This is a genomic window from Vibrio sp. MM46, from assembly GCF_027587135.1.
GTDB classification, from domain to species: Bacteria; Pseudomonadota; Gammaproteobacteria; order Enterobacterales; family Vibrionaceae; genus Vibrio; species Vibrio harveyi.
Map to the genome: position 1 here is coordinate 124,800 of NZ_JAPPTO010000017.1, position 13,895 is coordinate 138,694.

Annotated in this window: 14 protein-coding genes; 7 read left to right on the forward strand and 7 right to left on the reverse strand. The window is 44.5% G+C overall.

Annotated features, from left to right (window positions below):
• Positions 1 to 87 precede the first annotated feature (87 nt).
• Together OH459_RS18900 and OH459_RS18905 are read left to right on the forward strand one after the other, a co-directional pair.
• The gene (locus OH459_RS18900; protein WP_199479376.1) at positions 88 to 1,347 is read left to right on the forward strand and encodes an SGNH/GDSL hydrolase family protein; all 1,260 of its coding nucleotides are present in this window, start codon (positions 88 to 90) and stop codon (positions 1,345 to 1,347) included.
• Between the two features lie 127 nt (positions 1,348 to 1,474).
• The gene (locus OH459_RS18905; protein ID WP_269988082.1) at positions 1,475 to 2,314 is read left to right on the forward strand and encodes a DUF3626 domain-containing protein; all 840 of its coding nucleotides are present in this window, start codon (positions 1,475 to 1,477) and stop codon (positions 2,312 to 2,314) included.
• 8 nt (positions 2,315 to 2,322) lie between these two features.
• Here the strand turns inward: OH459_RS18905 and OH459_RS18910 are convergent, their stop codons facing one another.
• Positions 2,323 to 2,826 (reverse strand): hypothetical protein, encoded by a 504-nt coding sequence (locus OH459_RS18910; protein ID WP_050938034.1) that lies wholly within the window; start codon positions 2,824 to 2,826, stop codon positions 2,323 to 2,325.
• Between the two features lie 217 nt (positions 2,827 to 3,043).
• On the opposite strand from OH459_RS18910, the gene OH459_RS18915 reads away from it, so the two are divergent.
• Together OH459_RS18915 and OH459_RS18920 are read left to right on the forward strand one after the other, a co-directional pair.
• Positions 3,044 to 3,364 (forward strand): DUF4377 domain-containing protein, encoded by a 321-nt coding sequence (locus OH459_RS18915; RefSeq protein ID WP_005445420.1) that lies wholly within the window; start codon positions 3,044 to 3,046, stop codon positions 3,362 to 3,364.
• A 34-nt stretch (positions 3,365 to 3,398) separates the two neighbouring features.
• A complete protein-coding gene (locus OH459_RS18920; RefSeq protein WP_085319136.1) occupies positions 3,399 to 3,812 on the forward strand; it encodes a DUF6559 family protein in 414 nt (137 codons plus the stop codon).
• A 115-nt stretch (positions 3,813 to 3,927) separates the two neighbouring features.
• Here OH459_RS18920 and OH459_RS18925 read toward each other — a convergent pair whose 3' ends face one another.
• Positions 3,928 to 4,467, reverse strand: a complete 540-nt coding sequence (locus OH459_RS18925; RefSeq protein WP_269988084.1) for an NUDIX domain-containing protein — start codon at positions 4,465 to 4,467, stop codon at positions 3,928 to 3,930.
• Between the two features lie 259 nt (positions 4,468 to 4,726).
• On the opposite strand from OH459_RS18925, the gene OH459_RS18930 reads away from it, so the two are divergent.
• On the forward strand, positions 4,727 to 5,218 hold the full coding sequence (locus OH459_RS18930; RefSeq protein ID WP_017188554.1) for a hypothetical protein: 492 nt from the start codon (positions 4,727 to 4,729) through the stop codon (positions 5,216 to 5,218).
• Between the two features lie 91 nt (positions 5,219 to 5,309).
• Here OH459_RS18930 and yjjG read toward each other — a convergent pair whose 3' ends face one another.
• Complete coding sequence (gene yjjG / locus OH459_RS18935; protein ID WP_053052901.1) at positions 5,310 to 5,984, reverse strand: pyrimidine 5'-nucleotidase; 675 nt, start codon at positions 5,982 to 5,984, stop codon at positions 5,310 to 5,312.
• A gap of 149 nt (positions 5,985 to 6,133) precedes the next feature.
• On the opposite strand from yjjG, the gene OH459_RS18940 reads away from it, so the two are divergent.
• The gene (locus OH459_RS18940) at positions 6,134 to 7,042 is read left to right on the forward strand and encodes a LysR family transcriptional regulator (RefSeq protein ID WP_009696888.1); all 909 of its coding nucleotides are present in this window, start codon (positions 6,134 to 6,136) and stop codon (positions 7,040 to 7,042) included.
• Positions 7,043 to 7,085: 43 nt separating this feature from the next.
• On the opposite strand, the gene OH459_RS18945 is transcribed toward OH459_RS18940, so the two are convergent.
• Together OH459_RS18945 and OH459_RS18950 are read right to left on the reverse strand one after the other, a co-directional pair.
• Complete coding sequence (locus OH459_RS18945; protein ID WP_045487052.1) at positions 7,086 to 7,403, reverse strand: DnaJ family domain-containing protein; 318 nt, start codon at positions 7,401 to 7,403, stop codon at positions 7,086 to 7,088.
• 23 nt (positions 7,404 to 7,426) lie between these two features.
• Entirely contained in the window at positions 7,427 to 8,071 is a 645-nt protein-coding gene (locus OH459_RS18950) for a TetR/AcrR family transcriptional regulator (RefSeq protein WP_080767308.1), read from the reverse strand.
• A 158-nt stretch (positions 8,072 to 8,229) separates the two neighbouring features.
• Between OH459_RS18950 and OH459_RS18955 the strand changes: the two genes are divergently transcribed.
• Positions 8,230 to 8,412 (forward strand): hypothetical protein, encoded by a 183-nt coding sequence (locus OH459_RS18955; RefSeq protein WP_005445428.1) that lies wholly within the window; start codon positions 8,230 to 8,232, stop codon positions 8,410 to 8,412.
• Positions 8,413 to 8,481: 69 nt separating this feature from the next.
• Here the strand turns inward: OH459_RS18955 and OH459_RS18960 are convergent, their stop codons facing one another.
• Together OH459_RS18960 and OH459_RS18965 are read right to left on the reverse strand one after the other, a co-directional pair.
• Positions 8,482 to 12,603, reverse strand: a complete 4,122-nt coding sequence (locus OH459_RS18960) for a zinc-dependent metalloprotease (RefSeq protein WP_269988086.1) — start codon at positions 12,601 to 12,603, stop codon at positions 8,482 to 8,484.
• A gap of 31 nt (positions 12,604 to 12,634) precedes the next feature.
• Entirely contained in the window at positions 12,635 to 13,501 is an 867-nt protein-coding gene (locus OH459_RS18965; protein ID WP_269988088.1) for a hypothetical protein, read from the reverse strand.
• Between the last annotated feature and the right edge of the window lie 394 nt (positions 13,502 to 13,895).

Genomic DNA, 13,895 nt, shown 5'->3' on the forward strand with positions numbered 1-13,895 from the left:
GACTAAGTAGGGTATTTACTCAGAATGAGGACGTTTGGTGAGATAAATTCTCACCTAAATCATGACGATAATCATCACAGAGAGTGAATCATGAATAAAACTATTACGTTACTTAGTGCATTATTACTACCACTAAGTTTTGCTCACGCTGCCGAGCCAACATTGTCTCCAGAGATGGTCAGCGCCTCTCAAGTAAGAAGCGCGCAAGCGAAACAAACTTACACTTATGTCCGCTGCTGGTACCGCACCAGTTATTCAAAAGATGAACCTGCGACCGATTGGGAATGGGCAGAAAATCCAGACGGCAGTTACTTCACGCTTGATGGCTACTGGTGGAGTTCGGTTTCTTTCAAGAACATGTTCTACACTGACACACCGCAAAGTGTTATCAAGCAACGTTGTGAGCAAACTCTGGACCTAGCAAATGAAAACGCTGACATCACCTTCTTTGCAGCCGATAACCGTTTCTCCTACAACCATACCATCTGGAGCAACGACCCTGTCATGCAGCCAGACCAAATCAACAAGGTCGTAGCATTGGGTGACAGCTTGTCTGATACAGGCAACATCTTTAATGCATCACAATGGCGATTCCCGAATCCAAATAGCTGGTTCTTGGGACACTTCTCAAACGGTTTTGTGTGGACTGAGTACATTGCTCAAGCGAAAAACTTACCGCTATACAACTGGGCTGTAGGTGGCGCGGCAGGCGAAAACCAATACATCGCTCTGACTGGTGTAGGTGAGCAAGTTTCCTCTTACTTGGCATATGCGAAATTAGCGAAAAACTACAAGCCTGCTAATACCCTGTTTACCCTTGAGTTTGGTCTAAATGACTTCATGAACTACAACCGTAGCGTGCCAGAAGTGAAATCAGACTACGCGGAAGCCTTGATTAAACTGACCGATGCAGGTGCGAAGAACTTGTTGTTGATGACACTACCAGATGCAACACGTGCACCACAGTTTACCTACTCGACTCAAGAAGAAATCAACAAGATCCGCGCGAAGATCGTGGAAATGAATGAGTTCATCAAAGCACAAGCGGCGTATTACACTGCACAAGGCTACAACGTTACCTTGTACGATACGCATGCACTGTTTGAAAGCTTAACAGCAAATCCAGAGCAACACGGTTTTGTAAACGCGAGCCAAGCTTGCCAAGACATCAACCGCTCTTCATCGGTGGATTACCTATACCATCATGCATTGCGTTCTGAGTGTGCGTCTTCTGGCTCTGATAAGTTTGTATTCTGGGACGTAACGCACCCGACCACAGCAACACACCACTACGTGGCAGAAAAAATGCTAGAAAGTACGAATCAATTGTCAAACCATTCTTTCTAAGCTAACGAAACTCATAGAACCTCTCTGTAGTCGAGAGGTTCTAATTGCCTTATTCCCATTCATAAGCCAGAGATTGTATTCGTCGTTCGAACTCGATAAGTTGAAAGAAAACTCTGAGGTCAACGTCATGCTCGAACATCCTTTAACTCAACGCGCTCTTGAAATCATTCGCTCGAAATCTGTTGGAGCACCTCAATCACATCCATTTTCGGTCACAATTAACTTCCATCCCGATCGTTTGACCTCTCAAGGCATACCTCTTCTCAAAGCAATTGCGCAAGACGGAAAGCTCAAATCTCAGTTTGAAACCGGTACAAGCAATGGCGGATTAACAGCTTATAAAGGCGGAGAGCGTTGGCGTTGGGAGCAACGCGTGTTTGATGGTGTGTACGACAATAGCCAACCAAATCAACGCCCAAAGTATGGCGCGTTAAACTTCTCAGGTTCAGAAGTTGGTGCTTCACCAAGATTTGGTGCGAGCTACTTCTTATTGAAACCAGAAATCACTAAGCGAGCGACATTCTGTTATCCAGATAGCTTCTTCGAGCCAGAGCACTTCGCGACCATTGAACGTGTTCAACCCTTGTTGGATGAGTTAAACGCACAAGCGCCAGACAGGTTGGACGCCTATATCGAAACTCAAATCCACGGCGATTTGCGCTTGGAGGAAGATATTCGAGCCTTGGTGCTCGATCCTTCATTTAAAGGCACAGAGGTAGAAGATTACGCTCGCGAGTTACCAGTTGAAATTCGTTGGCACAGTGGCTTTTGTGTCTCAATAGAAGACATCAATCTTTATCCAGACTACCGAGAACAAGCCATCTTAGACATCGCAAATCAGGTTGCAGAAAATGGCATGCTAACACCACGCATTATTGGTGAAGCGGTAAAAGCAAAAGCGTTTGACGAGCAAGATTTGAAGAAAGTCTGGCACTACTTAGCGCGATTTGGGTTTGATTATCGATAAGCTAACGATTAAAAGCCACCAGCCCAGCTATCGAATTCATCAATCACATCTAGCTCTTTTTGAGTTCGAGGACGAGGATAATAAGGTAGAGCAAGTAGCTTTTCTGACGGCATTAGCAGCCAATCTGGTGACATCTTCATACGCACCAATTCTTGCTCCCCTTCACGGCGCACAAACATATAATAACCATCAACGTGAGTATTGGCATAACTTGCGATTTGAACGATTTCTCCACTTGGCAGCTTTACTTTGCGTCCCAAAGGATAGAGACGATGCAACGCAAAACTCACATGCGCATCTTCAAGATAGCCCTTTTTGAATCGAGATATGCCAATCGCAGTCGATGTTGTTCGATAAGACCAACCCGCCAACATCAACCCTTTGAGATAATCTTTGAATGGCTGCCCTTTTGGCTCACCTTCATTGGAGATGAATTGCACCGTTAACGTGTCACCTTGCTCATCTAAAATTTGCAAAAATTGTTCACCAGTTTTATCTGCCAATAATTTCACGCTACTGCTCCGCCAAAGGTTGATGAATGAAATACTATATACAACTTGGCAAGAGCTAGCTATTACGCTGCATTGTTTTCCTTGAACTCGACTCAATGACAACGCTCTGAACCCTACATCTTGAAACCACTTGGGTATAAAGCCCCTAACGCAAAGTTCAAGGTCGTTTTTCGTCAATCTTGCTATGATAATTTGGTCACTTTTTAAGGAACAAAGAATGAATCTAAAACACTATATTGTATTGCCTATGATGGCAGCGGTGCTGTTTGGTTGTGCTCAGCGCAATTCTGATGACACCATGAACACAATGACAATTCATGTCGCTCCTGAGCGTGTAGACTGCGTGGGTGTGGCTCCAATGAAGTGCATGGTCGTGGACGGTAACTACTTCTATGATCAAATTGACGGTTTTGAATTTGAACCCGGCTATGAGTACACCTTAAAAGTCAAACGCATCCAGCAATTTACTCCAGAGAATGCGCCAGCAGATACAAGTTTGTACCGATATGAACTCATTGAAGTACTAGAGAGACGATAGCCCAAGATTAACCGCCTGTTGAAAGGAAATCATTATGTTTGGAAGTTGGAAACGAAACCGCCAAATTCGAGAAATCGCAAAAGACATTACACCTAAACTCGTGCTCAAGTATGGTGAGAAAACGGATTACGCGAAGAAAGAGATCGATTGGGCACTCAAAGAAAATGGAAAAACAGACGACGCTTTCGCCCTTCTCGCATACGGCATGTTCATTAACCAAACCACTTACGTGTCGATAGGGCTAAGCCAAGAGCTGGGTGAGCATGTTGAATTTCAATCAGAAGTCTCACTTGCCTTGTTTGACCAAGCGACAGATCTTGTAAGCGTCAGTGCTTTACTGACTTACGCAGAAATTCAGGACTGCAACAAACTACAACCCGCCACCGATTCTAATGATTTCGATGCTGACAGCGGAGACTTCGGGGGAGACGGCGGCGGTGGTGAGTAGCATTACGCCAAACTGCAATGGTAACAACATGCGGCGATGATTCATCTCAAAACTTACCGTTAAAAGGCTCATCACGAGCCTTTTACACCAACGAAACTTCGGCTCGCTCTATTACTTACACTAAGCCTTTCAATTTTGCTAAACCATAAGCGGCAATGGTCACGCAGTCTTTGATTTCGCCGTCTATCATCATGCGCTCAAACGCTTCGACAGAAAACGAACGAGTGATCAAATCTTCTTCTTCGCTGTCTAGCTGATTGCCCACTTCAGACAACTCACTCGCGAAGTACACGTGGCAAGTCTGGTTTAAGACCCCGTAAGCGATGAACTGCGCACCAACGTACTCCATCTTATTAGCCTGCATGCCGGTCTCTTCACGAAGTTCACCTTTTGCTAGCTCAAGATGATCCGCATCTGGATTTGATTCCCACGCCCCTTGCGGGATTTCCCAACAACGTTGCCCTACGGTGTAACGAAACTGCTGTACTAAATGAATCACACCGTTATCGATAGCCAGAATCGCCGCACAGTCTGGCTTATCGACCACACCGTAAATGCCTTCGGCTCCGCTAGGACGTTGGATTTTATCTTCACGTACCGTCATCCATTTGTTTTGATACACCACTTTGCTGTCGAGCTGCTTGATGTCTGCCATGAGAGTCCTTACTGCTTGATTCTTCGAAATAACTTGTTGGATTAAGCGCCATTCTAACGCTGTTTGCGTGTCAGTTTGTAGACGGTTTTCAAATTCGAGGCGCTTATTTAAGTTCAACATGTCGCATAAAAATAATCATTCATCGCAATAATTCCAATGGCGCGAAATGGCAAGTTTTCCCACCGGGGAACTCATATAGTTAACCCATCGACGCAAGGCATGGCTTTGCAAACTTGTTCATTATTGATTGAGGGTTCTTATGAGCGCATCGGATAAAGTCTACGGTTTCAACACTCCACAGCGTCTGTTTGTTGGTTATACCTTGGCGGTATTGGTAGACCTTACGGTACTGAACTTCTATGACGAATACTGGGACTTTGTAACGATTGATTCGTTTACGATTTCTTTCGCCGCGGCATTGCTGCTTCAGTTGCTTTTGAAGCTGTCGATCAAAGCGGAACACAAAATTGCAGAGTACTTTAAATCGAAACCGGGCACGGCACCTAAGATTTATCGCGGTCTTTCGACTTACGTTATTTTGGTCGGTTCGAAGTTCGTGATGCTAGAAGCAATTAACATCCTATTTGGTGACAAGGTTGACTTTAGTGGTCCTTGGAACGGTGTCGTCGCCTTCTTTGCGGTGGTGTTTACCATCCTGATTTCAGAAGTCATCGTCGGCAAGATTTACTTCAAGCTTGGTGAGAAAGAACAACAAGTGCAAGGCGAATTGACTGTAAAAAACGCAAACTAATAAGCAAGATCGATTGACACAAAACAGTATCGATAAAAACAAAAAAGCGCTGAGAAATCAGCGCTTTTTCCGTTTATTTCTTTACTTAAGCTTAAGCGATGAGGATGCTCTTAAGCTCATTCAACGATTCCACCGTGTAGCTTGGTGCAATGCACTCATCCACACTTGCACCTGTGGTGTTCAGCCAGCATGTTTCAATACCGAAGTTGTTACCACCCAAGATATCAGAATGCAGGTTGTCACCCACCATCAAGACGCGCGTCTTACACGGGTTACCCATTTGTGTCATCGCGTACTCAAAAATTCCTAGATCCGGCTTGGCAATACCGACTTGTTCAGAAATCACCACGTGCTCGAAGTAATCGCTCATACCTGTGCGTTCTAGACGAATCGCTTGCAGCTCGGTAAAACCATTGGTGATGATGCCCATTTTGGCTTTACCTTGCAGCGCTTCCATCAACTCTTTCGCACCCGGCAACAAAGTACAGATGTCTGCCATCGCTTCTAAGAATGCCGTGTTGAGATCCGCCGTCGTGGTATTGAGCTTTTCTGCCCACTCAGTAAAGCGTTTGTGCTTGAGCTCATCTGCTGTCACTTTACCATCTTGGTAATCTACCCAAAGTGGCTTGTTGACCGTTTGGTAGTGGGCAAAATCTTGCTCGGTGAAGTCTACGCCTTTGCGAGAAAACATTAGCTGCAAACCTTTGAAGGCATCAAAGTGAAACAAGGTTTCGTCAGCATCAAACAAGATCCAATCGTATTTCATTTTCTTCTTTCCAATATCCAGGTCGTTTTCTGCCACATAGTCTAATTGTTTTCTTCTTGAAGATAATCTCTATAATTGGAAAATGATTGTATCGTTTTTCTCAACAATATGACTAATAATAGATAACCCCAATAACCTAGGAGCACACCGTGAATGCCATTGCGTCACTGCCAGTATTTGTCGCTGTCGTAGAATGCGGCAGCTTTTCCCTTGCAGCCAAGCAGTTGAACCTCACCAAATCGGCGATCAGCAAACGCATTAATCAACTCGAAGATGACCTCGGTATTCGCTTGCTTAATCGCACCACAAGAAAGCTCAGCTTAACCGAAGCTGGACGTCGATACTTCGAGTACGCTTCACAAGCAGTGAACCTTGCTCAACAAGGTGTCGATGCCGTTTCCGAGTTGCAAGGCTCACCGCAAGGTAGGCTCAAAATCACAGCCCCGATGTCTTTTGGTGTTTTGCACGTTGCGCCACTTATCAGCGAATTTCTTGCACGTTACCCGAAAATTGAGGTCGATTTACAGCTAGAAGACGCCATGGTGGACTTGGTCGAACAAGGCTTTGATTTGGGGATTCGCATTGGCGAACTTGCGACTTCTAACCTTGTCGCTAAGCGCCTTGCTCCGTGTAAAAGCGTACTGTGCGCCTCTCCCGAATACCTAAAAGAATTTGGCGTGCCAACCAAACCAAGCGACTTGGTGACGCACAACTGTTTGCGTTATTCGTATTTCCGAGGCGGGGTGGAATGGATGTTCATCAACAGCGGTAACGAATATAAGGTACTGCCGAAGGGCAACTTTGTGGTCAACAACAGTGAAGCGATTCGCCAGTTGCTATTAAGAGGCTCTGGCATCGCACAATTACCGACCTTCATCGCCGCCAAAGACTTTGCAGCCGGTAACTTAAAACCGCTTATGGAAGAGTTCTCTCTCCCTGAGCATGCCATCTATGCGGTGTTTCCAGAGCGCAAACACATGCCATTGAAAGTGCGAGTGTTCATTGACTTCATCAGCGAAAAACTCGGCACTGATACACCGTACTGGGATCGTTATTGATCGATTCGAATACCCACTGACGAATACACATGTTTTGCTGAGATCAGTTATTAGCCTCAATCAGAAGATCTTTCTTCAACTTAAGCGCCATAATTTCCTTTCTCAGCACTTCTTTCATTTCAGGATCTTCTGAGCTTTCGAATTCTTTCTGCTTCTTCTCGATAAGCTGCATCATTTGCACCGCTGGCGGTAGACAGTTTGCGTCTTTAAGAATCTTCATACCCATTCGGTGCTCAGCGGGTGTTTTAAAATAGTCTTCAAGGTCGAGCTTTTTACCTCTGTAAGGGTTGTCTTTCAGCTCACCTGTTTTTTCAGCATTGCGAATCCAACCACCGATCGCGTTATCAATGTATGACGACATATCCACCTCTCGAGTAATGCGTTCTATTTGTAAACGGCTTTGAGACCTTCGATCGTGATTCGAATACCATCATCGAAGTACTTGTCATAGTCCACGGGCTTAGCTTGACTCATTAACCACGCAAAATGAGGCAGTTGCTCGGCGTCCAATTCAGGAAAAGATTGAGGTTCATTGCGTGCAGCTTGTTCTTGATGCTCAACGATGTCCGTTACTCGCGTATAAACACTCGCAAACGCCATAAAACCAACTTCTGCTTCAAATTTGGCCTCTCTGAAGATACCTAAAATATCGTTGACGATGATGCTTGAAGCCGGCGTGAAACTTTGGCTATGGCGAATAAACGCGACCGAACCCGGAATAGACATAAGTGCTTGTCTAAAGTTTTTCGCAAACGTGTAAAGGTATGCTTCCCAGTCTTTCTCTTGCGGCAATTCGACTTTCCCTAGTACATAGTCGCAACATAAATCGACCAACGCTTCTTTAGAGCCAACATGTCGGTACAGTGCCGTCGCGCTGACCCCCAATTGTTTGCCCAGCGCATGCATGCTTACATTTTCTAACCCTAGGTTTAAGGCACACTCAACCACATCTTTTCTAGAAATTTGCGCAGGACGCCCTTTACTGCTTTTTTCGCTCATCATCGTCTCAAAATAAATAGTTAACACCATTAAGTTAATACCATTAACTTAAACTGTCAATACTGCGATTTATTCAAAACGACGTACCACCTTATTTGGTTAATCTAATGTTTCATTTTTAACAGGTGCGCAACCGCTGTAGGAGCGCTAACTTAAGTAGCACGTCAACCACACCGGAGCGTGAAGCTATGAAAGTACTGATTCAATACACCCAAGCGGGTAAATATCGTGACCAAGCGTGGGAATCACTGACGCTAAAAGCAAAAGGCGAGATTCAAGCCGTGACGCCTTCTTATGCCGCTCAGCTTATTGAGCAAAACAAAGCGACGCTTGTAATGACCGAAGACGAACAAGTGATCTTCCATTCTTAATCTAACAGCGACTGACACTAAAAAGGCCTGCGTTTCTGCAGGCCTTTGTTTTTATTGGTTGAGGTTTAATTACTCAAAATCACTCGCTTCTGGCAGACGATCTAGCATTTCATAGTACTCACCAGCTACCGTACCGATGTCACCACGAATGTACGCTTGGATTAGATTCAGATCTTTCAGCCATAGATCTTTGTCTGCATCCGCAGACGCGACATAGCCAGCATACACATTATCAACTGCAAACATCATGTCTTTTGTGTAGTTGTTATAAATCAGAGCCATTGCGTCAGTGTAAGCTTCAAATACTTTTGTCGTCTTATGTGCTTTGCCACCTTTATAACTTAATGTTCCTGCAACTGAATCCATCACAAGATCACCTGAAGTCAGGTTGGCTCTCACAAAGTTACCGAATGAAGTGCTAAACGTCAGCACACCTGCTGCAATGTCTGCATCAATGGTAGTTTTCATTGCATTTACCATTGGAGCATCCAGTAGCAATACCGCATCGTGGTATGCAGGAAGAATCGATGTACGGAATGGTCCCCATGCCTTTTCAATGTCCGAAGCAATCTTGCTTAGTTGTGCCGAGTCGTAGTTATCCAAGTAGTTTTTCAGATCGTAGCCTTCGCTGGTAACTAGCTGATTTGCGTAATCATAAGCCAGTTTGTTGGCTTTCGTTGCCACAAACTTCTTACCATCAATTACAAACTCTACTTTGTCACCTGCAATAATACCGTAGCGATCTTGTTGTTTAGTGAATGCATCAAACTGCGCTTTACCACGAGCCTTAACTTTGTAATCGTCAGACTGCATTTGGCTAACGCCCATTTCAAGGATCACATCACCGATACGTTCACGACTGACTGCGTCAATGCCCAAGAATCGATAAATACCACGTGGCATTGGAGGTAAGGACTCCATTTGTTCAGTAAGGTGTAAGTTCACCGTGGTACCTTTTAGGTTGGTGTATGACTTACCCTCTTTATCCACCAGCGCGACAGGCGTGCTTAACGCATCATTTGCCACAATGTTGCCCATGATATCTTCATATTCAGCTTGAACACCTGGTAGGTCCAACAACGAAGCAAAGCTCACTTCATCGGTGTAGCGGTTAGAGAATCGACGTGCCAAGAAATAGCTCGCAAGCGCTTTGTCTGGCCAGTAACCCAACACTGACACGGCGTTTGACCAAGGGTAATCAGGGTCAAAGCTGCCAATAGAGTTCAAGAAGCGTCCGTTTTGTGTCTCTGCAACCGCCTTGTAACCTTCATCGGTATCTTCAATGAAACGCGCCGCTAACTCATCAAAACAATTTGCTGCCGACAAATCGTAATCCGCCGGAATTTGGTGTGAGTTATTATCCAGCAATTTACCAAACGAAATCACTTTTTGATTGCCTGACGCATTTTCAATCACACATTGGTGCTCTGGTGTACGCAAAACATCAAGGAAGAACGCTGCTGATTTCTTCGCACCATTAGCGTAGTCACAGAACCATGAGTTATCTGCTTTGCCTTCACTACAGTATTGAGGGTTTGATGCTAGGCGCAGCAAGAAATCGCCCGGCTTATCTGTACTAGCGGTATAACCTAAGTTGGTGTACAAGTTATCGATGCGTTCTAGATCTTCCACCTTGTCACGAATCGAGTTCATCTCAGAATAGCGGCGTAATAGGTAACCTATGTAATCTGTGGAGTACAACCCTGTCGTTCCGTAAAGCTGCAAATTGCGGCGGTCATAACTATCAAGGTAGTTTTGCCATTCATAAGAGACAATTTCTTCTAAGTTTGTCCCTTCATCAAAACGGTTACAGTCGCTGTTTAGTGAGACGTTACCATCAGTACAGAAGTCATATGACTTACGCTCAATCTCATTGACTTTATCAAGATAATAGAGCACACCGTAACGCGTCTTCGCCTTAAGTTCCGAGTCATCAGACAGTGCTGCAGTGTCAAATCGGCTAAAGTCACAGTTGTACAGAGATTTGCCACTGTCTGTGCCCGTTAACTTCTTAACTTCAGAACACACCATGAGTGCATCATTCTCAGCGTTATCACCAAATCTGTAGGCGAAGCTTTGCTGATAGTCTTGCAGTTCTTTTAGGTAGCTGTTGTATGCTGCTTTCGCTTCATCGCTAGCGTCGTCTGCAGGCTTCGCTACAGGTGTTGGAGCTGAGCCCGAAGATGCTTGAACGGTTTCAACTTTACGACCATAACCGAACTTAAACGCTGCAATATCGTACAGACCCCATGTTGGTGTTTCATCCAACATACTCGGCGCGTAGTCCATGGTTGAGCTGTACGCAGGAATATTATTCAAGCCCAGTTGATGTGCTTGCTCTAGCGTGTAGTAGTTTGATTTGTCATTCGAACCTTTAAAGTTATGACGTAAACCTAAGTTATGACCAAGCTCATGAACCAGCGTATTACTGTAAGTCGCTACAGTAATCGCATCTGCCGTTTTAACCTGCAGATCTTTTGGTAGATGTTTCCAACGCTTAAGCTCTCGAGAGACTTCTTTGCCAGCATCATCTAGCTTGATTTCGAAGTAACGGTCATCATCCAGTTTCAAATTATCAAGCATGGCTTTGCTGGTTGAAGAAACCCACGATGCTTCGATTGGGTAAACATTGTGCTCCGCCCAGAAAGACAAACGGTTTTCTTCTGTTGCGACCACCTTTTCAAAATCTAACTCATCGCTGAAGGTTTTCTTTAGCTCCGTTGGCGCTTTAGTCGCTGCTTTGCTTGTGGTCATTTCTTCTTTTGACACAAGAGGCGCAGGAATACTTTCGTCCGCTTCCAGCTTCGCGATTGCCGCCATAGTTGAGAGCGACTCAATTCTCTCTGAAACTTCTGATGTTGTTGTCGCGGAGCTTGTCGTTGGTAACGGATCGAGACCGTCTAAGTCCAATTGATTACGGTTGTAGAATCGGGCTAGGTTATCCCAGTAATAAGGAACCCCAGTTCTTGCCACACCAGCGTATTGGTTTACGTGACCTTTGATGATCTCACCCGTCATTGGGTTAGCAACGGAAGGACCATAACCTAACAAGCCGTTCGCCAGCGGCTCATCCACCAAGTTGATCACGTTGTAACGCAAATCACCTGGGTGTATACCTGCACCTTTGGTTTTGTTTACGATTTCAATTTCTGGCTTACCAGAATCCGCACCAAATAATCTAAGTGCTTGGTTCATCTTATCGATGGATTCAAGCGTCGCATCTAAGAAGATTTTGTTTTTCTCTTCAAAGAAGTTATCGGTCAGATAATACTTGATTGAATCTTGATCAGGGTTGAAACGATTCAGGTACACCACATCACGATCATACTTGTTTGTGATAGGGTTAAGCTGCTTTGTCTCAGAGACAAAGAAACCAATGTCATTCTCGTCACCAATAGGATATAGAACCGGTTGGTAGTCTTTGGTTGCCACCACACTCTCGTGCATTAGAGAGTAATAAAAACGAGATTTAAACGCGCCATCGACCAGCATGTCGTCAAGACCCGCTTTGGTATCTTCGTTGATGTAGGCTGACATGTTATCCAAGTCAATGCGGAACGAGCGCTCAAGTTCGAAGTTTAACGTGCCCTTCTCTGGATCAAAATCCCATGAGATTACGCGCGGCGAACCAATTTCGGTTAGCCCATCCGTGATCCCATACAGATCTTCCATATTGAATTCGGCGATCTCAAGATCTTCCGGACGCGGAGTAAAGTGGGTCTTACTCTTGTAGTTTAGACTCGCATCCTCGTTAGTTTCTTCTTTGTTCGTACAGTCACCGTGACCATCTTCTTTACAGCGGTATGCTGCAAAGTCACCAGGAATAGTCAGAACATGTGCAAAGTTAACATCGTCATCATCGGCAACGAACTTCTCCTCGCCACAATAGTTGTTCGCGTCTTTGGTCAGATGTGCGTCTGGGTAGTTTTTGTCGTAATTACGAACTTCCAGACCTTCTTTACTGAAACACAGCTCAACATAACGAGGCGAACCTTGTAAAAATGGGAATTGGTTTAGCGCGAATCTTGGTGCTGCACCAGTTGTTGGTACGTAGAACCAACGACCGTCTTTTAGGTCTTTAACCGCGATTTCTTTTGCGTCTCTTTCGACATAGTCATAAGCCTGATCGTCAGCACCACAACCGGCAAGTCCGGCAGTGATCGCTGACACCAGAGTCAATTTTTTAAACATGGTTTGGATATCCTTAATTTTTGTTATTTTCCTAGAAGGAGTAAGCAACAGAGGCGATGTACGACGCTTTCTCTTGGTCAAGCAGGTCGATATTGCCCAGCGTTCCTCGTTCCGCATCTTGATAGAAGCCGGTAGAGGATGCTGCCAACGTTAGTGACCAGCTCTTGTTGAATTTGTAGGTTCCGTATAAAGCACCTTCATACTGCCAACTGCTCCGTCGAGTCCCTTGATAACTGATGGTATTACCACCTAAAGCCGTGATGCCCAGAGAGAACGAATCCCAAGACTTTTCAGCGACAGAAAACAGTGAATAGGTCCACTCTGTGAGTGAGCGACCGCCATTCGTTTTGTACTTGTGGAAGTTCTTTTTGAGTCGTGGCGCGATAGAAAAATCAACGCTCCACAAAGAAAAAGAGACCGGTACGGCTAAACGAAAAGCTGTTTGTAGCTCATCGTTTCGCGAGTCTTCTGAGGTAGGTATGGTGAACTGACCTGCAACCGCAATTTTCCCCGTTTCACCAAAGCGATACAGATTCGAGTATTGCAAGCCCAGTACTGAATCCGTTGCGTAAGTTCCAACTTCATCTTCTAGAGCACGGTAACCACCGGCAGAAAAGAAAGCTTTGATGTCTTTTGAAATCGCGTAGTTGAGATCCCCGCCCCAAGAAAAGTTGCGAACGGAGCGATAGTCGTCTTTGTCGTAAATATTTGTATCGTAAGAGAGGTAAACGGACCCACTTACTTTACAAACTATACATGACGACTCTCCTTCATTTTGGGTAGATTCGATCCCACTGCTATCAGCTACGTTGGTTTCTTCTGCGAGTAACGGCATTGAAAACAGCGTACCTAACAGCATCGCAAGCGGGGTCATCGTCCACTTAGTTGTGTGCTGCATGTTTTTAAACTTCCATGAAAATTAAGTTCATTAGAACAAACTTAAAGACAAACAGATTATTGGAATGACATTCTAAATAAGTAACAATCAGACCAATAAACCTATTAACCATAAGATTTCTCGTATGGTTAAATCCTTATTCTATTTTTGATAGATCTATTTTTAGTTATTTGTGCTATTTGAAATTTATAACTCGCGATAAGTCAACGTTGTTACAATATAACGATTCCATTTTTAAAAATTGCACAATCATATAAAGCAATCGTTGTCGCTATTACTAAAAAGACAACAATACCGATCTTTATCAACAACTTACAAAAACAAGCTTTGAAAGAGACAGAAATGAGAAATACATGTTAATAGAACAGATGCATTTATGAGAACATCATTCCGT